Source organism: Daejeonella sp., assembly GCF_046590655.1.
Classification (GTDB): Bacteria; Bacteroidota; Bacteroidia; order Sphingobacteriales; family Sphingobacteriaceae; genus Daejeonella.
Genome location: NZ_JBKJUM010000057.1, coordinates 1 through 21,843, shown reverse-complemented (window position 1 = coordinate 21,843; position 21,843 = coordinate 1). Strand labels below are relative to the sequence as shown.

The 21,843-nt window shown below is 40.2% G+C and carries 14 protein-coding genes; all 14 read right to left on the bottom strand.

Annotated features, from left to right (window positions below; all coding sequences use genetic code 11):
- On the bottom strand, positions 1-882 hold an 882-nt coding region (locus ACLL8Z_RS06345; protein ID WP_411273926.1), incomplete at its 3' end, for a Gfo/Idh/MocA family protein.
- 5 nt (positions 883-887) lie between these two features.
- Positions 888-1,589 (bottom strand): DUF1080 domain-containing protein, encoded by a 702-nt coding sequence (locus ACLL8Z_RS06340; protein WP_411273925.1) that lies wholly within the window; start codon positions 1,587-1,589, stop codon positions 888-890.
- 25 nt (positions 1,590-1,614) lie between these two features.
- Positions 1,615-3,123 (bottom strand): RagB/SusD family nutrient uptake outer membrane protein, encoded by a 1,509-nt coding sequence (locus ACLL8Z_RS06335; RefSeq protein WP_411273924.1) that lies wholly within the window; start codon positions 3,121-3,123, stop codon positions 1,615-1,617.
- Between the two features lie 145 nt (positions 3,124-3,268).
- Positions 3,269-6,496, bottom strand: a complete 3,228-nt coding sequence (locus tag ACLL8Z_RS06330; RefSeq protein WP_411273923.1) for a SusC/RagA family TonB-linked outer membrane protein — start codon at positions 6,494-6,496, stop codon at positions 3,269-3,271.
- 302 nt (positions 6,497-6,798) lie between these two features.
- The gene (locus ACLL8Z_RS06325; protein ID WP_411273922.1) at positions 6,799-7,722 is read right to left on the bottom strand and encodes a peptidyl-alpha-hydroxyglycine alpha-amidating lyase family protein; all 924 of its coding nucleotides are present in this window, start codon (positions 7,720-7,722) and stop codon (positions 6,799-6,801) included.
- Between the two features lie 88 nt (positions 7,723-7,810).
- On the bottom strand, positions 7,811-10,084 hold the full coding sequence (locus ACLL8Z_RS06320; protein ID WP_411273921.1) for a beta-galactosidase trimerization domain-containing protein: 2,274 nt from the start codon (positions 10,082-10,084) through the stop codon (positions 7,811-7,813).
- A gap of 30 nt (positions 10,085-10,114) precedes the next feature.
- Positions 10,115-11,206 (bottom strand): 3-isopropylmalate dehydrogenase, encoded by a 1,092-nt coding sequence (gene leuB, locus ACLL8Z_RS06315; RefSeq protein WP_411273927.1) that lies wholly within the window; start codon positions 11,204-11,206, stop codon positions 10,115-10,117.
- Between the two features lie 41 nt (positions 11,207-11,247).
- Entirely contained in the window at positions 11,248-12,510 is a 1,263-nt protein-coding gene (locus ACLL8Z_RS06310) for an MFS transporter (RefSeq protein WP_411273920.1), read from the bottom strand.
- A gap of 38 nt (positions 12,511-12,548) precedes the next feature.
- Positions 12,549-13,994 carry an NAD-dependent succinate-semialdehyde dehydrogenase gene (locus tag ACLL8Z_RS06305; RefSeq protein ID WP_411273919.1) on the bottom strand — a complete coding sequence of 482 codons (1,446 nt, stop codon included), beginning with the start codon at positions 13,992-13,994 and terminating at the stop codon, positions 12,549-12,551.
- Between the two features lie 112 nt (positions 13,995-14,106).
- Positions 14,107-15,234: a zinc-dependent alcohol dehydrogenase family protein gene (locus tag ACLL8Z_RS06300; RefSeq protein WP_411273918.1), complete on the bottom strand. Its 1,128-nt coding sequence runs from the start codon at positions 15,232-15,234 to the stop codon at positions 14,107-14,109.
- A 9-nt stretch (positions 15,235-15,243) separates the two neighbouring features.
- Positions 15,244-16,185 carry a D-2-hydroxyacid dehydrogenase gene (locus ACLL8Z_RS06295; protein ID WP_411273917.1) on the bottom strand — a complete coding sequence of 314 codons (942 nt, stop codon included), beginning with the start codon at positions 16,183-16,185 and terminating at the stop codon, positions 15,244-15,246.
- Between the two features lie 82 nt (positions 16,186-16,267).
- Positions 16,268-17,410, bottom strand: a complete 1,143-nt coding sequence (locus ACLL8Z_RS06290; protein WP_411273916.1) for a YncE family protein — start codon at positions 17,408-17,410, stop codon at positions 16,268-16,270.
- A gap of 135 nt (positions 17,411-17,545) precedes the next feature.
- Positions 17,546-18,988 carry a RagB/SusD family nutrient uptake outer membrane protein gene (locus tag ACLL8Z_RS06285; RefSeq protein WP_411273915.1) on the bottom strand — a complete coding sequence of 481 codons (1,443 nt, stop codon included), beginning with the start codon at positions 18,986-18,988 and terminating at the stop codon, positions 17,546-17,548.
- Positions 18,989-19,010: 22 nt separating this feature from the next.
- Positions 19,011-21,843 (bottom strand): SusC/RagA family TonB-linked outer membrane protein (locus tag ACLL8Z_RS06280; RefSeq protein WP_411273914.1); only part of this gene is annotated, 2,833 nt, incomplete at its 5' end.

Sequence of the window (21,843 nt, the reverse complement as noted above, 5' to 3'; positions counted from 1 at the left end):
AGTTATTATTTGAGTGTCCGGAGTCTGCCAATCATCTTTAAACTGGTATCTGCCTCCAACGGAAGTAACACGGGTTGGATAATCAACCCCAAGTCCCCATCGTGCAACATCAACCTCATGGGTTCCATTATTCAGCGCTTCACCTGTTCCCCAATTCCAGAACCAGTGCCAGTTATAGTGGATCAATCCGTCTTTATAAGGAACACGAGGCGCAGGGCCCTGCCATAAATCATAATCAAGCCATGACGGAATAGACCCTGGCTGCAGAAAAGTAGCTTTACGGCTATTAGTGTACCATGTTTTAGCTAAATATACACGGCCAATAATTCCTTTGTGTAATTGTTCAATACCCTGGCTGAGAACTGGTGCCGATCGGCGTTGTGCACCCATCTGAACTACCCGGTTATATTTTCTCGCTGCCGCGATAGCAATTTCTCCTTCTCTGGGATTATGACTTAAAGGTTTTTCTACATAAACATGTTTGCCAGCCTGGCAACCCATAATCGTAAGAGGCGAATGCCAGTGATCGGGAGTTGCTATGTAAATGGCATCGATAGATTTATCTTCCAATACCTTGCGGCAATCTTTTTCTGACCGGGGGGTATTGACTTGTTTGGCATCCATGACCGTTTTGATGGCCTTGGGTATGGCTCTTTCATCCACATCGCATACACAGGAAACCTCCGCATTTTTTTGACGGGCAATCGTACCAGACATACTGTTTCCGCGACCGTTTACCCCGATGGTGGCTACGCGCACTCTGTCGTTAGCACCAATGATATTATTATAGCTCTTTGCACTAAAGCCAAAGGCTGTTCCTCCGAATGCCAGGCCAGCAGAACCGATAGCCACTTTCTTAATAAAATTACGTCTCTTTTCCATTACTATTATAATGATTTAATCTTGATATTTCTAAATGATACAACACCGCCATGTTCCTGAAGCAGGATATGGCCTTTTTCCACCATTCCAAATGCAGGTGAGGTTTTGTCAAATTTACTACGGGAAACAGCCTCGGTATAATCCTTACTTCCCCGCTCATATTCTAGAATTTTTACCCCATTCAGCCAGTGTTCAACATTTTTTCCTTGAGCCACAACCCGCATGGTATTCCATTGTCCTGGATCATTCACTCTTTTTTTTGATTTCATTGGAGGTAATACATCATAAAACGACCCGGTAAGGTGGTTGTCTTTGTTATTATCTTCCGCCAGTTTATCATCCAGTATCTGATACTCCATACCCAGGTTTCCTCCCTTCTCATATTTGGTAAAAAAATATTTCACTCCACTATTACATTCTGGTTCGATATTGTAATCTATGGATAAATCGAAATCTGAAAATTCGCTTTTGGTAATAATATCTCCTCCTTTACCACTTTTTACGGCAGTAAGCAAGCCATTTTTGATCTCCCAACCATTTGGGACAGACTTGCCGCCAGTTGTTGTCCATCCCTTTGAGCTTACTCCGTCAAATAAGAGCACCCAACCATTCTTTTTTTCTTTGGAAGTGAGCTTATTAATTGTTTGGGAAATCGAAGAAGAAGTCATAAAAACTCCTGATAAGAGAAAACAAATAAGAAATTTCATATAGTGCATATTATATATTTAGATTTTAATAACCAAGGTTTTGTTTAATCTTTTCCGGGTTAGATTGAATTACCTGAAGAGGGATTGGAAATAATAGCATGTTATCATTCCATGATCCCAGAGGAAAGCCGTTTTGTTCCAGTTGTTCTGCGGACATAACGACCTTAGCGCGCTCTGTTCTGACCAAGTCAAACCATCTGTGATTTTCAAAAGCAAGTTCTACCCTACGCTCTTTTTCAATAGCCAATGAAAAAGCGGAAGCAGAGCTGAAGGGTAAATAATCAGGTAGAATTGTTGCACCACCACCCGTGCTGTTACGAGCTCTCTGCCGAATCTTGTTTAGATAGCTCAAAGCAACATCGAATTGCTTGTTTTGACGTACCAGGGCTTCTGCATATAATAAATAAATGTCAGCCAGCCTTAATTCAATCCAGTTATTGTCATTGTCGGAAAAACTGAATGAAACATCATAATATTTTCTTACATATTTCTCTGTAATTAGTTTGTTTCCTGGAACAGTAACATAGCTATCACTCATTGACAAAGCTTTTCTCGGATCTGAAGTTTCGTAGGCTTTGGACATATCCGGCGTTGGAGAATTAAATCCACCCTTATCACCTACTAAAACCACTTCCCTGTTTGAAAATCGCGGAGCAAAATCATTATTCCACGGACTTCCAGTACCAGTTCCACCTTTTTTATATTGCACTTCAAATAACGACTCGCTGCTATTCTTCTTGCTAACGTCAAATAAAGCTTTATAGTCAGAGACTAATGAATATTGCCCCATTCCGATTACTTCCAATGCTTTAGCTTCAGCAAGTGCATAATGTGAAGCACCTTTTTTCAAAGGATAACCTGCCATTGTCATATATACTTTTGAAAGCAGTCCTTTAGCACCACCCACTGTTACACGGCCCTTATCAGCAGCAACATGAACAGCAGGCAGATTAGCTTCAGCAAATTTCAAATCTTCAACAATAAAATCATAGATCTCCTGTGTAGGTGCGCGACCTAACTCGTAAGCATCTTTAACACTTAACTGGCGATCTACTTTAGGAATATCCCCAAAAGTACGCACCAGCCAAAAATAGGTTAAGGCCCTTAAAAATCTAGCTTCTGCTTTGTATTGGCTCTGAAGTTTTTTGTCAGAAAATGGAACAGCATCAATTTTATCTATTACGATGTTGGATCTTAAAATAGTATTATAACTATTATTCCAGAGATTAAGCACAAAAGAGTTGTCAGACAAAAGAACATCTTTGAAATTATCAATAGAGGTCATGTCTTTTGAATTACCAGGCACCCATGAAAAAGTAGTATTGTCTGATCTGATCTCTCCAACATATATAAAAGACTGATTATATAAATTACGTAATGATCCATAAGGGGACATTACAGCTTGATTCATGTCTTTTTCAGTTTGGTAAAAGTTTCCGGCATTCATGTCGGAAATCGGCTGCAGATCAATAAAATCTTTTTTACAGGAGAAAGATATAAGTGTGACCAGGAGTATAATTAATGATTTCTTCATCAGGATATATTTTGTTTTTTCGTTGTTATATAATGTTTACAAAGCTACTCAAGAGGCTTCGCGGTTTTTAAAGGTTATAAGCTTTTTAAGCCTATCAGTTGCAAGCAGGCTAATGAATATTTCATATTTTTTAAAAAAATGCTGATTAGAAACTTACATTAAGACCGGCAATGACGGTTCTGGCAGAAGGATATCCAAGGTAATCACCACCACGGGATAATCCCGACCCTTCACTGCTTGTCTCAGGGTCATAACCAGAATATTTTGTAAACGTATAGAGGTTCTGCCCAGTCAAGTATGCCCTGAAGGATTTCATTTTAAGCTTTTGCGCAATCTTATTGTCAAATGTATAACCAAGAGACACATTCCTTACCCGCAGGTAAGATCCATCTTCAACCCAATAGCTTGAAGGTTCCTTTTGCAGACCTTTAGGATCACGATTTGCCCTTAAAATAGTTCCATCTCCTGGATCTGCTTCAGATCGCCAGCGGTTATTTAGTTTATCAAGGCCATTACGGTCTCCATGATAGATACCAACCATACGGTTAAAGAAACTAAAGAGTTTAGCACCTTCAGAACCAGTTAGCTGTACATTCAGATCAAACTTGTTATAAGAAAAATCATTATTCATTCCATATATAAATTTTGGCTGATTATTTCCAAGAAAAGTTTTATCCTTGGCATTGATTACCCCATCCTGATTGATATCTACATATCTTGGATCACCTGGAAAGTCATTGGCAAGATGAGGGGAGGCATTCAGCTCAGCCTGGTTTTTAAATACTCCATCGTACTTATATCCATAAAAAGTAGCAACAGGCATCCCGATGGTAGTTATAAACGTATTTCCGGCATTAGGAGCGCCGGCAAAAATTGGCCGCTTATCTGGGCCCAAAGCCAATACTTTATTCTTATTAAAAGATATGTTAAAATCTGTTGACCACTTAAAATTCTCTATAAGATTTCGCGTTTTCATCAAAAATTCCATCCCTTTATTTTCAACCTGTCCAATATTTTGGAGCTGAGAGGTATAACCGGTAAGCGTAGGGACCGGAACATTCAGTAACAGATCGACTGATCTGCTATTATAAAAATCGCCCTCTAACCGGATTCTGTCATTCAGTATACCGAGATCAAATCCTAAGTTCCATTGCCTGGTAGTTTCCCAACCCAAATCAGGATTTGGATAGTTTATCGGATTCACAGAGTTTACCAGACTATTATTTAATACATAATAGCTTGAACTTGTACGTGCTATCGCATCATAATTTCCGATCCTGTTGTTTCCCACCAGACCCCAGCTTGCTCTAAGTTTTAGATCGTTTATTTTTTCAATGTTCTTCATGAAACCTTCCCTGTCCACACGCCATCCCACTGAGAATGAAGGGAATGTTCCCCATTTGTTGTTCATCCCAAATTTAGAAGAGCCATCAGTTCTGATATTAGCAGTTATTAGGTATTTATTATCAAAAGAATAATTAACCCTGCCCAAGTAGGATATTAAAGAATTCATGAATTCGAAATTGCTACCACCTACAACCTGTCCGGCATTTACTGTTTGAACAACATCATTTGGAAAGTTTTGAGCATTTACCCTAGCATATTCACCGAATGATTTCTGAATGGTATAGCCCGTTAATACATTCAAAGCCTGCTTTTCTGAAAACGTAGTATTATAGTTAAGTGTTTGTTCAACGAGCCAATCTTTATCAAAAAATGTTTCATTTCGGGCATCAGCAGTTTTAGGTGCCCTGGAACCATCGGTATCAACAAAAGACGGGCGGAAAAACTTAAGTCGACGGTTATCCATCGTACCGTTCAGGCTTAATTTATATTTTAGTCCTTTGATAATCCCGTATTCGGCATAAGTTGAAGCGATAATTCCATTTTTGTTTGTATAATTTGTGACATTTTCAGCAATCCCTAATGGGCTTGCAACGTCACCTGCCCATATTTCCTGATTACGAACCTGTGATCCGTAGGTGCCATCTGAATTCTTTATTGGATATATTGGGGGAAGATATATCGCGTAAGAAAGGGGGCTATCCTTCCCGTTATCCAGACTATTATTATCGGAATAATAACCGCTGATATTAAAACCAACTTCCAGATTTTTATTTATGCTCGAAGTAAGGCTGCTTCTTAAATTGTACCGTTTATAATCACTTTTAATCTCAATTCCGTCCTGATTGGTATAACTTCCGGAAATCGAGTATTTTGTTTTTTCTACTCCACCCATTACTGACATTTCATGTCTCTGCATCATCGCATTTCTGAAAATTTGATCCTGCCAGTCTACCTCTCCAAAGTTTTTCGGATCATTAAAAATATCAGGAATAATGTAGAAGCTGGAATTTGAATATTTCTGGCGCATTGAGTTAGGATCCGTAATTTTATGAACAGGATCACCGGCCATAGGAGCTCTGTCGAGCCATGCCTGATTGTGACCATCCTTGAAAAACTCCAGATACTCCTGACTGTTCATTACGTCAATTTTCTTTGCAACTTGCTGAAGCCCGAAATAGGTATTGTACGCAACAGTGGGTGTTCCTAAGCTTCCTTTCTTTGTGGTAACAATAATAACACCGTTAGATCCCCGTGAACCATAAATAGCTGTTGAAGAAGCATCTTTCAATACCTGAATGCTTTCAATATCAGAAGGATTAACCAATGAAAAGGCGCTTCCTTCCATAGGATAGCCATCAATAACATATAAAGGTGCCATCCCAGCTGTTATGGAACCTGTACCTCTGACCCTGATAGACAATCCCTCATTACCCGGAGCGCCATTGGTTTGCTGAACCTGTACGCCAGCCATCTGACCAACCAACGCTTCTGCATACGAAACAGCAACCTTATTCTTTAACTTATCCGCTGAGATAGATGAAATAGCACCGGTTAGATCTCCTTTTCTTTGAGTGCCATAACCTACTACTATAACTTCATTTAAGGACGTTGATTCTCCTTTAAGTTGAATATTAACACTATTACGCCCGTTAATCAGAACTTCCTGTGTGGTAAAACCTATATAAGTAAATATCAGGATAGTGCTGTTATCCGGAACGCTAATTGTATACTTCCCATTCAGATCTGTAGTAACTCCAACCGTGGTTCCTTTAACTTTGATACTCACACCCGGCAGTGTTTCACCTTTAGAATCAGTTACCTGCCCACTGATCGGGGTTTCAGCCATATCAAAAAATTTCCGGCTGTTTACTGGAAAAGCTGACAAAAACTGTAGGCTGGTTAACAATAAGGCAATAGAAACAAAGCTTATCCGTATCACTTGTTTAAAAACCATTTTTCTGCTAACATTTTCTAAGATATCAGCCATCCGGGCATCCCCAGGTGTATTAATTGTAAAATATTTCATAGTTCTCCTATCGCTTTGTTATATGTATTGCTTAATCGATTTTTACTCTGTAAAATTTAGCCGCTTCCATTTAAGTAAAAAGATTCCTTTTTACTCATTCTATTAATTATGAATACAATTGGAGCAAAATAGCATTGACTGTAACCGGCCTTTCAAATTGTAAAAAATTAATTCGAGGCAAAATGTACAGACAATTTCATCTGTTACAGACAAACAGGTTAAATTAAAGAGCGAGAACGTTATCGAAAATATTAAAAGTGGCTCACGGTAATATATTCGGCATAAATTACAGTTAGTTAGGATTATTTTTTCACAAATTTCTGAACGCGTTTGTTTAGTATTTCGGCTACAATAATTTCCCCTGCCGGAGTTACGATAATGCCATGTGGCAAACCAAACTGTCCACCGGCTTTTCCGGAAGCGCCGTATCTTCCCATAATGTTACCGCTTAAATCCATCTTTAAAATTTGATCTGCTACACCGTCGGTGAGAAATATTTCCTGTTCTTGCGTGACATATAAGCCATAAGGACTGCCCACATGCGTCCATATTTTTAGGAGATTGCCTTCCTGATCAAATATTTGAATACGTTTATTTTCTCGATCGGCAACATATAGTAACCCCTGGGCATCGGTTACAATAGCATGCACAATATTAAACTGACCTTCACCGGTTCCTTTACTGCCCCAGGCTTTCAGAAATTGACCATCTTTATTGAGCTTGACCACCCGCGAATTTCCATAACCATCGGTGATAAAGATATCTCCGTTACGGCCAAAACCGATATCCGAGGGTTTGTTGAATAACACTATTTTACCCGTATCATCCCATTCGCCGGGGGTGTCAGCTTTTCCTAATACCATTTGCACTTTCCCTTTTGAATTTAACTTCAGTACCAGATGGGAAGCAACATCCGTCAGCCAGATATTGTCCTGGGAGTCAATTCGTATGCCATGTGAGGTTTTAATTAAGCCTTCAGCAAGATAACGGACGAATTTACCTTTCTTATCAAATTCAATGAGCGGGTGGAGTCCACGGTTGAACACAAAGGTATGTCCCTTACTGTTTTGAGCGACGCCGCTCACTGCACCGAAATTTAAATCTGCAGACTGCTTTAAAAATTTACGAGCAGGTTGTAATGACCATTCGGCAACATCCTTTTGCTGAGCTGAAGCCAATCCGAAAGGCATGAATAACAAAATAAAGATGCTAGTTTTTAGGTTCATAAAGTTGCACGTCTTATCCTGTTAAGGGAAAAAATGTTTAATTCAATTAAAACCGCACAGTGATGGTGCAGGATGTTAGTATATTGTATCATGTAATCATTTGGATATAAACGGCGCAAAAATCTTCTAACCTGCTAACCCGCAAATCCAGGATCTGACCTTTAGATGTAATGTTGCACTCCCCCTGCGATCGCAATATTTTGAAACTGTTAACTGATTTGCCATCGAGCCGGACTTTAACCTTTATATCATGAACCGGTATAAGCTCGCGAACAGGGCGAACGGGTCCGGATGTAGTATTTACAAGAGAAAGTATATATTGCCCAGGTTTAATCAAAGACTTCGTGAATCCGATGTGTACACTTGAAGGAGCCGTACTTTCTATAGGAATGGAGCTTCCTGCCAAATGCCTGATACCCCGTAATAGAAGATTTCTCGGATCAGGATGACCCATTTCGTAGCTTAATACATCTGGCTGATTTGCAAAATATAAAACTTTTCCTTTACCAAAATTATGCTGGACAATCGTAGGAAATTCAGTAGAAAATTTTTCTACCCAGGCTTTGTCGGGCGGTTGGTTGATAATTGTCGGCACCCATGTGCAAATTACTTCAGCATCCCCCGTGGGTTTACATAGTGCTGTATAGCCTGCATTAAACAGCAATTCTGTATTAACACTGTCTGCTTCAACAATTGGATGTCTCTTATTAAGTATGTATTGATAATTATCTTTACGTGTATTTACTTTCTTGCCGGCATAATGTACCCCAAACACTTCGGAGAGGCCAAAATCATGACGTTGTTTGCCATTGGTATCGTAAAGGCTGGTAGCATAAGTAGCCATCAGATTCCCTCCATCGCGAACATAGTCAGTTAACAACTGCACTTCTTTATCAGACATACACCTGACATTAGGTAGAATAACCAGGTTGTATTTTTCTAAGGTTTTTTTACTCATCTGCTCACCCAGAATAAAGTCATGCGGAATGTGGTTTTCCATCATAACAGTTTCTACTCCCCTGATTTCAGATCCGAACCGGTCGCCTTCTTCCAGTTTTTCCCGATAGGATAGGCGTGTGGCGTTCGAATAATAAATGCCCACATTAGCTACCGGTATATGCTGCTCCAGAAGCTTTTCATTGACTTTAACAAAATTATAGGCATCGGACTCGTTATAAGCATTCCGGTTGTCGTGTGTTAGTGTTGGAACATTCGAAAAATAGCAGTTCCAAAACCTTCCGCCAGCAGATAAAATTTCCCATAACCAAATCTTCAGGTCTACTGGTGGATCAATTACAAGCCGATGAGTTGTGCCGTTGCCCCCATACATTACAACAGCTTCCCTGTCAGGCACCATGGATTTCAAAAATTTAATAATGGTATTACCATAATTCAAATCTTCATAATGAATGTTGTCACCTTGACCATTTTCAGTCAGGAAGGCCACACTTACTAAAATATCAAAATGCCGGCGGGCACTCTCGAGGTCTACACCAGAATCGATTCGTTGGCCTACCCCATACATACTAAATACTTCTGCTGTATAAACCTTATCCTCTCCGAAAGTTTTAACAGTTTTTTTTATACGATCCATATACTGATCTGCAGCCTGCGCTTTCCAGATCATATACAGAGCAAGTTCCGTTTCAGATGCTGATTGGAGAAGCAGCAGATCTTTTCCAACCGCTGTTCGGTAGGATGCCTGACAGCCTGGACAATAGCAGATACCATTAAAGCCGGGTGCGTTGTGCCAAATTCCATCAACCGCATAATTTTGCATTACATAGTGTACAAAATCATTCGCATATTGATTGCGATATTTCCCCGAGTAGCAAGATTCATATAATACCGGCTTCGTATAGTTGGTCTTTACCGGATTTTGGTTGACATCCTTCTTAAACCAATCAGGGAATTTCAAATATATATGCTCTTCTACACCCCGAAAATCTATTCTTGCAATAACTTTTATTCCGGCGTTTTTGCAAGCCGTAGTAATTTCTTTAAGAATATCCCTTTCGCCCATAAAGAGATTGATATTAGCTGCTGGTAATGGATTTTGAAAAAAGTCTACAATGCCTCCTGCATTAACGCAGAGGACATTGCATCCATCCTTTATTAAATATTGAACTACAGCGTTTGCATCATAATCTTTTGCATCGATTTCCCGTAGCACTGTATGCATGATCCTCAACGGTTTCTTATACCAGTAAAATTCATTATCAGCCTGGATATTTCCCATGGCGGGCCAGCTTAGAAGCGGTGATAGCAAAACACCCCCGGCTATCCTGCTGCTGGTATGAATGAAATTTCGTCGGTTTGATTTATACCCGCCAAAAGAATCATGCTCTGGTTGTATCGTCATAACTTAATAACCTATTTCAAAGTTTATGGCTTATTTTACTGACAGTGTTTGCCTTAAAAGTATAAGCACCTGTTCTCCCATTTCTTTTGTACCCAATATTTTCTTCGAGTCCGTTGTTTCAGTAGCAATATCAGCGGTACGAAATCCGAGTTTCAAAACCTGACGAACTGCATCAGTAAGACCGATGGCTTCTTCTTTCAATCCAAAGCTGATGTCCAGCATTAATGCGACTGAAAGGATGGATGCCAATGGGTTAGCTTTATTTTGACCGGCGATGTCATGCGCGGAACCATGGATTGGTTCAAAAAAACCAGTTCCATCGCCAATTGAGGCCGAGGCGAGCATACCCATAGACCCGGCAATTTGAGAAGCTTCGTCTGTTAGGATATCGCCAAATATATTTGTGGTCAGAACTACATCAAATTGCCTGGGATTTTTAATTAACTGCATAGCAGCGGTATCGGCGAACATATGTACGGTCTGAACATCGGGGTACTCTTTAGCAATATCCTGCACAACTTCCCTCCACAACCGGGAACTTTCCAAAACATTGGCTTTATCTATCGAGCACACTTTTTTATTCCTCGTTCTGGCGGCTTCAAAAGCTTTGACAGCTATACGTTCTACTTCGTATCGGTGATAGATCATAAGATCTGATGCTGTATCACGGTCCTCACTACGTTTTTTCTCGCCAAAATAAGCATCGCCGTTAAGTTCACGGAAGAAGAGAATATCCGTTCCCTTTAAAACTTCCGGCTTTATACTTGAAGCATCGAGCAACTCGTCAAATAATACAACGGGACGCAGGTTAGCATATAAACCTAATTCCTTACGTATTTTTAACAATCCATCTTCGGGCCTTACTTTTAAAGTGGGGTCATTATCATATTTAGCATGCCCAACGGCACCAAATAAAATAGCATCGCTCCCTCTGGCTTTGGTCAATGTTTCCTCCGGCAATGGATTACCAGTTGCTTCGATGGCGGCATGGCCCATTATCCCATCCTCAAAAGTAAACTCATGTTCATGATCTGCCGCGATCTGCTCTAACACAGCCTTTCCCCAAGTAGTCACTTCCGGCCCTATACCATCTCCGGGTATAATAAGAATGTGCTTTTTTATAGCCATGTTATATCGTATTAAGCGTTAATTAAAATGTATTTCTATTGCATTGCAAGCGAAACCGCAGGTTTAGGATCTGTTTCTTCTATAAAATCCAGATCTTTCCCAAAGGTTTCATCCATTTTCCACAATCCGAATAATGCTATGGTAATTGTAAGTAATCCTAACAGGCTAGCCCCGACTAAAATGCCAAACTGATCTTTAAAAATAAGGAAGATGGGGGTCATGATCACCATGCTGCCCCGTACAAAATTTGGCACTGTGGTAGCAACAGTCGCTCGAAGGTTCGTACCAAACTGCTCAGCTGCTATAGTAACAAACAAAGCCCAATAACCTGCAGCGAAACCAAGGAAAACACAAATTACATAAAACATTGAGGCAGTTTTCAACGGTATAAATAAGTAAATCACCACGAAGAGACCCACCAATAAAATAAATAACCTTACTACCTTTTTCCGGCTGTTAAAATACTGGCTCAACAATCCACTGGATATATCCCCTATTGTCAAACCCACATATTCCCACATCACTGCCTTACCGGCCACAATAGCAACATCCAGGTTAAGTGCTTTACCAAATTCGGGAGAGAATGTCATCAAAATGCCCGCAACAAACCAAACAGGTATGCCAATGAGAATACACCGTAAATATTTAAAGAACTGTTTATTGCTTGCAAATAATTGAAAGAAATTTCCTCTTGAAGATGTTTTTTCTTTCGTTTTAGTGAAAATGCCAGACTCGAATACTTTAACGCGCATCAATAATAACAATAGGCCTAAACCACCTCCAATAAAATAAGCAATCCTCCATTCAAAATGTTCTGCAATAAAATAGGCCAGCACAGCCCCTAGCATTCCGACTCCTGCAACCAACGATGTTCCATACCCCCGAATCTCTTTCGGCAGTATTTCAGCAACCAGGGTAATACCCACGCCGAGTTCACCAGCCAAACCGATGCCGGCAATAAATCGGAGGATGGCATATTGATCTACGGTGGTAACGAAACCATTTGCGACGTTCGCCAGGGAATAAATTACAATTGAAGCAAATAGTACAGTAATCCTGCCCCTTTTATCCCCTAATATCCCCCATAAAATACCGCCAATCAGCAAACCCGCCATTTGCATATTGATCAGATAGACCCCTTGATTCAAAAGCTCCGCATCCGGGACTCCGAGAGATTTAAGACTATCAATCCTGACAATACTAAATAAAAGAAGGTCATAAATATCTACAAAATAACCCAGAGCCGCTACAATTACAGGGATTTGAAGAAGTTGCCTTAAAGTTGAAGGTTTAGTCATATTTAGATTATTTCAAAATGCCTGTTTATCGAGTCTGTTTACTTGATACCACCGAAGCACAAATACTTTATTTCCATAAAGTAATCCATGCCATATTTTGATCCTTCCCGTCCCATTCCTGATTCTTTAACCCCTCCAAATGGCGCTACTACCGTTGATATCAAACCTTCATTAATGCCAACCATGCCGCACTCAAGCGCTTCTGCGACACGCCAGCAGCGGTTAACATCTTTGCTGTAAAAATAAGAAGCAAGGCCATAATCAGTATCGTTAGCCATCTGAACTGCTTCTTCTTCAGTACTAAATCGAATGACAGGTGCAACGGGCCCAAAAACTTCTTCTTTTGCTATAATCATATCCTGCGTGGCATCTGCAAGTACGGTAGGCTGGTAAAACAGACCACTCATGTGCTTACCCCCCTGGACCAACCTTGCGCCTCTGGCAATGGCATCTTCCACATGATGCTTTACTTTGTTTAATCCTTTTTCATTGATCAATGGCCCGACTTGTATATCTTTATCCAGTCCATTACCCACCCTTAGGCCAGCTACCGCCCTGGAAAGCTTCTCAACAAACTCATCATAGATCCCATCTTGAGCAAAAAACCGATTTACACATACACAGGTCTGACCATTATTGCGAAATTTGGAAATCATAGCACCTTTTACCGCAGCATCTATATCTGCATCGTCGAAAACAATAAAAGGTGCGTTTCCACCCAATTCCAGTGACAGCTTCTTTAATGTAGACGCACATTGACTCATTAATTTCTTACCCACGGGAGTAGATCCGGTGAATGATAACTTGCGTATTTTTTTATTCTCACAGAGTTCTTTACCTACTTCGCTGCTTTCAGTAGTTGTTATTGTGTTATACACTCCTGGTGGAAAGCCGGCTTTTTCAGCCAGGTAAGCAATAGCCAAACCTGTCAGTGGCGCCTCGGCCGGCGGTTTTACGATTACCGGGCTACCTGCTGCCAGAGCAGGACCCACTTTCCGGGTAATCATTGCAAGTGGGAAATTCCAGGGAGTAATAGCAGCTACAACGCCAATGGATTGTTTGATTACAATCAATCTCTTGTCATTTGTTTGCGCAGGAATAACATCACCGTAAACTCGTTTAGCTTCTTCAGCAAACCATTCAATAAATGAAACACCATAATCTACTTCTCCCAATGTTTCTGTTAATACTTTCCCGCACTCCATGGTCATCAATTCTGCCAGTTCTTCCTTATGCTCGAGAATAAGTGTTAACCAATTCTTCATTAAAGAAGACCGCTCTTTGGCCGTCAAATCTCTATATGAAGGCCAGGCATCATTGGCAGCATCGATAGCCTTACGTACATCCAGGATATTCATATCAGTGACAGAAGCGATCAATTCACCTGTTGCCGGGTTCTTAACATCAAAGGTTTTCCCGCTGGCGGCATTTACCCACTGCCCATTTACATATGATTGTGTTCTGATAAGAGAATTTTTCTGCATTTGATGTTATTAATGTATATCAAAAATAAATGTCAGGTTCGCTGTTATTATGCCGGATGTTGATGGATAAAAATCTTTTAGGTCTGGCAGATGTACTTAGACAAATCAAGTCTCAAAAGGTTATTATTTGCCGAATAGCTTCGCCTTTTGCTAATCTTTCGAAGCCCAGGTTTATGTCGTTTAAAGTTAGTTTGTGGGTCATAAGTTTGTCTACCGGCAACCTCCCGGATTGATACAATGCAATATATGCAGGGATATCACGGGAAGGAATGCAACTACCCAGATAAGAACCTTGTAATGTTCTTTCTTCTGCTACCAATTTTACCGGGACTAGCTGCATCGTTTTACTCGGATGGGGCAAACCGGCTGTTATAGTTTTGCCACCCCTTGCTGTGGCATTATAAGTGAATTCAAGTGCCTGGACCACTCCGGCAAACTCCAAACCTATATCCACTCCGCCATTTGTTATATCTCTTATTTTTTCCAGTGCGTTTTCATCAGACAAATTAATTGCTTCGTGCGCTCCAAGTTCCATAGCTTTTGCCAGTTTTTGGTTGTTGATGTCAGCTACGATAATTTTACTGGCTCCGCCTGCAATGGCTCCCAATAGGGCGGAGAATCCAACACCTCCCAATCCGGTGATCAGTACCGTTTGACCCAACATTAATTTAGCGGTGTTGATAACCGCTCCGACTCCCGTCATGACAGCACATCCAAATAAAGCCGCAATATCATAAGGCAATTCAGGTGTGATACGTACTACAGATTTCCGGGATACGACCGCATATTCTGCAAATCCCGAAACACCCATATGATGATGTATTTCGTGCTGCTTATTGTTCTGTATCCTGATTCCGCCACCCAGTAATACTCCTTTATTATTTGCTGCAACACCATTTTCACAAAGAGCCGGACGTGCCGTCATACAAGGCATGCAATGGCCGCAGATTGGCACAAAAGAAAATACAACATGATCTCCTATTAAGAGGTCGGTCACCCCTGGTCCCAACTCAACCACTTCTCCCGCTGCTTCGTGGCCTAGTACCATCGGAACTTGCCGTGGCCGGTTTCCATCAATCACGGAAAGGTCAGAATGACAAAGCCCTGCAGCATGGATTTTAACAAGGATCTCACCTGCCTGCGGATTTTTCAGTTCTACATCTTCAATCAAAAGAGGATTGCTTTCATGATAAGGTCGCTCTAAGCCCATTTGATATAACACTGCAGCTCTGATTTTCATAGTTTTTAATTATTTACTTTCATTTAGAAATTCCTGAATGTTATGTCCAATTTTTTCGATAAGCAAGGTTCGCGCTTCAATACTTGCCCAGGTAATGTGTGGAGTTAGAACCAGCTTTTCGCTATTTATAACATGCAATAATGGATTCTGGAAATCAATTGGTTCTTTTTCGAAAACATCAATACCTGCTCCTGCAATCAAATTTTCATTTAAAGCACGTGCCAGGTCTGCTTCATTTACAATACCACCTCTTCCCGTATTGATAAGGATACTTGATTTTTTCATGCTTCGCAGGCAGTCGTAGTTAATGAGGTTAGCAGTATATTCATTCAAAGGTGCATGAATGGACACAATATCTGAAGTAGTTAACAACTCATCCAGCTCAAGTCGTTTATACGTATCAGTAATAGTTTGACCCGATGCTGAATAATACACTACTTCGGCCCCAAAGGCATCGGCTATTTTTGCGACCTGCCTGCCAATATTTCCTAATCCAATGATGCCAAACTTCTTGCCGCTTAACTCCCAAAATGATTTTCCAAAGTGTGTGAATATCTCGCTCTTCGAATAACTTCCTTGTTTTACATATTCATCATAGTAAGGAATATTTGTCAAAAGGTGCAGCAATATCGAGAAGGTACACTGAGCCACACTCCTTGACGAGTAATCTATTGCATTTTTTACTGGGATACCATGATCCCCGGCAGCAACTTTATCAATGTTATTAGTGCCGGTTGCCGCAACGCAAATCAGCTTCAGTTTATTAGCCTGGTCAATGATGATTTTATCTAAAACTACTTTATTGGTAATAACTACATCAGCATCTCTTACCCGCTCCAGGGTTTGCCCGGGGCTGGTTGTTTCATAATAAGTCACTTCACCAAATTGATCTAACAGATGCATGTTGGGAACCTTTCCAATCGTCTTAATATCAAGGAAAACCAATTTCATTCTAGATCAGATATATTAAAATATTTGCGGGATTTAACCACCTGGCAGCTTATTTACTACCCTTGTTTTGCCAATTTGATTATTATTTTGTTACGCGTCCTATGCCAAACTGATTACCAGCTTTTGCAGCTTTATTCCCAGAGAAATTAATTTCAACCATTTTCTCGCTGGCTACACTATTGTTGAATTCATCCTGTAACGTTAGTATGGGTTTACGAGTTTTAACATCAATTACCTCACCGCTTGATGGATAGGCGTATTTTCCATCCATGCTGAAAGTAACCCATCCTGGCATATCCTGTAAAGGAATTGTGGTGAGTTGCTGGAATGGTTTTACTGCACTAAAAACATGCATTCGCATATTATATCCATCGCTCACCCATACTTCTTTTTCATCGGGAGTCAGGCCGATACCGTGGCTGGGGTTGCCGTGTCTTCTTACCGGACCCATATTCCAACCTTCCACAGTTATACGGGCAATCTTTTTTCCGCTATTGAGGTCTCCAACTTCAAAGCCAAGCAGGCTATCTACATTAACAAAAGTCAAAGTTTCTTTACCATTGATGGTAAAGGGACGAATGCCATTACCAAAAGGACCCACCCTTTTAATGATGGTATGTGTTTTTGTATCTGTTATGTGTAAATATGGCGATGCTATATCTGCGAGATAGGCATGATCTCCAGATAAGCCATAGAGGGTATTATGTGCCCGGCGAAGCACTTCGATCTTTTTAATGATATTCCCAGATTCGCAATCGATCACATTCCAAAAAGTTTTCTCCAGAGAAGGCAGATACATAGTTTTGCCATCCGGTGAAATCGACATTCGGTCACACCCCCCTTCAAAAGTTTTTTCCCATATTACTTTCTCCGTAGTCAAATCTATACGTTGGAGTGATTCGAGGGTACTTACATAAATGCTATTGAGAGGCACACTTACTGCAATGCCTTTAACATTCGACGGTAACCCATCTTTGCGAAGCCCTTGAGTGCTAATGCGTTTTACAAAACGATGATCGTTATCTATATCAAATACAAGAATGCCATGACCTCCATATCCAAGGTAATTTCGAATTCCTGGAACCGCCACATACAGATATCTGCCTGATGCCGGTGACTTAGCTTCTATTGCAGGGAGATGTTTAGTAGATGGAGTCCATGCTGTTGTCAATACTATAAACAAACCGCATAACATTAATATAAAAGTGTTGGTTTTTGCTTTCATGATATAATTTGTTTTTATGTTAAAATGGTGTATAAGTAAGAATAGTTCTTGAGAATCTAAGAGCGTATTTCATGCATGCCCCAATCATGTAATGTGAGTTATATGAAAGAGTGTTATGTAAAACAATCCGCATTATTAATCATATCCTGGATTTTGCGGAAATATGGTTTTATTATTTATTAATTGTACCTGACTTAAGGGTAGGGGGAAAACAGTCATGTAAGATTTCATTCCAAATGGTGCCATAACACTTAATGCCCGCTCGGTTCTTAATAAGTCGAACCATCTGTGTCCCTCGAAAGATAGCTCCAGCCTTCTCTCAAGATAAATTTTTTCCCGGGTATCAGATGGTGTCAAATTAGTATGCGCCGGCAAACCAGCCCTTTTGCGAATCTGGTTCAGAAACACGAGCGCTTCAACAGTTTTCGAATTCTCATTCAATGCCTCAGCATACATCAGTAATACATCAGCATAACGGATTACTTTCCAATTTGCCCTACTATCACATACGGCAAGTAACCTTACCATATATTTCTTTGTATAAGTCTGCACATCATTGGATGTTGGAATTAATGGGCGAAATACTCCTGTATTATCTGTAAAACCATCTGCTGCGGTAATATCCTTTCTAAGGTCGCCAGCAGGAAATAAAGCGAATAATGTTTTTGGAGGATTATTATTTCCATTTTGACCGCCAGTAACGCCGTAAAAAGCAGCCGTTGGGGGGTCTTTAGGACTAAAGTTGGTGGTGAAGCAATTCCCTTCTCCTAACCCCTGTTCGTATTCAATGTCAAATATATATTCGCTGTGGTGCTCATCTTTTGTATAGTCAAACAGGTCTATATATTTTGGTAAAAGCCCGTACCCCATGGTAGTAACTTCCTTCAATTTAGCTTCAGCCTTTACAAAATCCTTGGTTGTTAGATATACTTTACCAAGCAATGACATTGCAGCACCCTTGGTAGCTCTTCCAACCTCTGATCCCGAATATTTCACAGGCAATTTAGTTTCTGCAAACAATAGATCTTTTATGATTACCTCACTATAAATCTTGGCAACCTTTTCCCTGCCTGACTTATATGATTCTTCTATAGATAAAAGCGTGGTAACCATAGGAACATCGCCATAAATCCTTACCAAATCTAAATATGCAAGAGCCCGAAGAAATTTGGCTTCAGCAATGTAGAGATCTTTGTCTTTAACAACAGCAGGGTCTGCAACAGCAATTTTAGCTATCAGGGTATTGGCACGATTGATTATATTATAGTAATTTAACCAGGTACTTCGTATCACACCATCATCATTGTTAATAGTAAAATTATCCATAGCTGCTGCGGTACCCTTAACAAGTTCGTCCCATGAATCATCACCACGCATGTCGCCAAATAACCACATATTCTGATATTGATTTTGATAAATACCGTATATACCAACTACAGCATCTTTAAAATCCTTATCTGTTTTATACAACGCATCAGTACTTACTGTGGAAATAGGACTTAATTCAATAAAGCTCTTTTTGCAAGCGGACAGTACCAGTAATGATATAATGGTTACTATACTAATTATCGTTTTCATGTTTTATCTTTTTAATGTTTTACTAAAATGATAGGTTAAATCCTAATACTATGCTTTTAGACATTGGGAAGTCATAGTTTGAATTTCCTGGAGTCAGGGGATTATTATTCCTGCTTACATCGGGATTAAAACCAACATAGTTTGTTATAAGAAAAGGATTGGTGGCACTTACATAAGCCCTGGCTGAACCGACTTTGACTTTACTGGTGAGTGCGTTCGGAAATAAATAACTGAATGTAATATTATTAATCCGAAGATAAGATGCATCATCCAGCCATAAAGTACTAAAATCACCCCTCCAATTACCTGTAGGAGTATCATTTGGCCTTGGAGCCCAACCATTACCGGGCTCTTGTTCTGATTTCCAGTAATTATTCATAATTGCCAGTTGTCTGAAACGACCCCGGTTATTGGACGACTGACCTCTCTCCAAAGCCAGAACGTCATTACCTTGTGTGCCCTGAAGGCTCACACTCAAAGCCAGATTTTTATAAGTAAGCCGATTGACCATACCATAATAAAAATCAGGATAAGGTGAACCCATGATTGTTTTATCGAAGCTGTTAATGATTCCATCCGGTTTACCATTTGGGCCGCTTACATCTTTAAACCTTACATCTCCAACCCTTGAACGATCACGGGCGCCCGGATTGAAAATTGGACCTTTGGCGAGCTCAGCCTGATTTTTAAAGATGCCATCAGCTAGCCAGCCAAAAAACATCCCTACAGGTTGGCCAATCATTGTAATATTACCTCCATTTATAATCGGATCACCAGAAGATCCCAGTCTGATAACCTCCCCGCGAATAGTAGAAAGATTCATATCCGTTGACCACTGAAACTTATTTTTTAAGTTTACTGTACTTACTACGAATTCCCAACCTGTATTTTTTACTTCTCCAATATTCTTCAGAGCAGTGCTAAAACCGAGTATCGCAGGAACATTTACATTTAACAACAAGTCATAATTTGTGGATTTGAAATGGTCTACCGTAAGAGAGATTCGGTTATTAAACATCTTGAGATCAACTCCTCCATTAAACGATTTTTGTTTTTCCCACGTTAAAGATGGATTAGCAAGCCTTCCCGGTGCATATCCACCAATTGCTGTTCCACCCAAAACATATTTTTCATAGTTAATGGTAGCATATTGATCGTAATTGCCAATATTGTTATTCCCGGTTTCACCATAACTTACTCTTAATTTTAAATCATCAAGAAAACGAAGCGTTTTAAAAAAACTTTCATCTGAAACACGCCATGCTAAAGCTGCCGAAGGGAAAATTCCATATTTATTTTCTGCACCGAAACGAGAAGATCCATCAGTCCGTAATGAGGCAGTAAGATAATACTTGTCGTTATAATTGTAGTTCATCCTGCCCAGATAAGAAACCAGAGACCATTGATACCTGTCTGAAGAGCCTGCTGTTATAATCCCACTAACAGCACTTAAAGTGGGTACAAGATTGTTTGGGAACTTGTCGCTGACTAAAAAATTGGATTCAAAGTTTTCTTTCTGACTTGTAAAACCAACTAAGCCTGACAGAGAATGATTATTGAAAGATTTGGCATAGTTTAATGTTGTTTCAGTAAGCCAGTTTACATTCATTGCTGCATTATCCGTCCCTATTGCAGGATTATTATTAAATGAAGGAAGCCTAGGCTTAAACCTCATTCCTTTAATGTCCGTCAGATTTACCCCCAATAAAACATTGAACTTGAGATCATTAAGAATTGAATATTCAGCATTGAGATTCCCCAGAAGACCGATTGCATTTTGTTTACCATTAACTTCCTTTGCAAGAGCCAGAGGATTTTGGGTCGAAACAACTGCATCAAGTCCGTCTCCAAAAGAAAAATATGAACCATCGTCATTACGCAATTTATAATACAGAGGGATTTGAATTGCATTATATATGATGTCTGATCCTCTTCCTCCATTGCTACCTATTTCATCTGCACCGGGCCCACCTATGTTAGTTTTCTGAGTATAAGATGGATTGAAATTCATTTTAATGAGCATTTTTGGAGAGACCTTTACATCTACATTGGCTCGGGATGAATATCTTTTGTAATTAGTATTAATGACGATTCCGTCCTGGTTAAGATATTCTCCACTTAAGGCGTATTTAACGTTTTCGGTGCCACCTCTCGCGGTTAATTGATATTGCTGCTGCGGAGCAGTCTGCAATACCTCACCCACATGATCCTGAAAATTCAATGTGGTACCCGGCATGGTGGTTGGCTGTCCTGCGAGAACTTGTAATACTGTGATAGGCACAGCCTGTTTCCACTTGAGCGGGTCACCTGAAACACTATTCCCTTCATCAAGATTCCGGTTACGGATCCCGTCATAATAATGCTGAGCTTGCTCCAGAGCGGTTTGATATACAGGTGTTTTCGATATCTCCTGCAATCCAAAATAAGTGTCAAAACTAATAGTCGCTTCTCCAGCCTTTCCTCTTTTTGTGTTAACAATTACCACCCCATTTGATCCACGGGATCCATAAATAGCTGTTGCGGAAGCATCTTTCAAAATGTCTATACTTTCGATATCGTTTGGATTAAGCATTTGCAAACTTGACATAGGTACTCCGTCTACAACATACAATGGGTCAGCAGAAGCCGAAATGCTTCCTACACCTCTGATTCTGATCTGAGGTGCTGCCCCTGGCTCACCTGAACTGGGCTTTACCTGAACCCCGGCTATCTTTCCCAAAAGCGCCTGATCAACGCGGGTTACTGCTAAGTCCTTGATTTCTGAACTACCAAGCGATCCAACTGAACCTGTTAAGTCCTTTCTTTTTTGGGTTCCATAACCTACAACAACCACTTCATCCAATGCCGTATCCGCT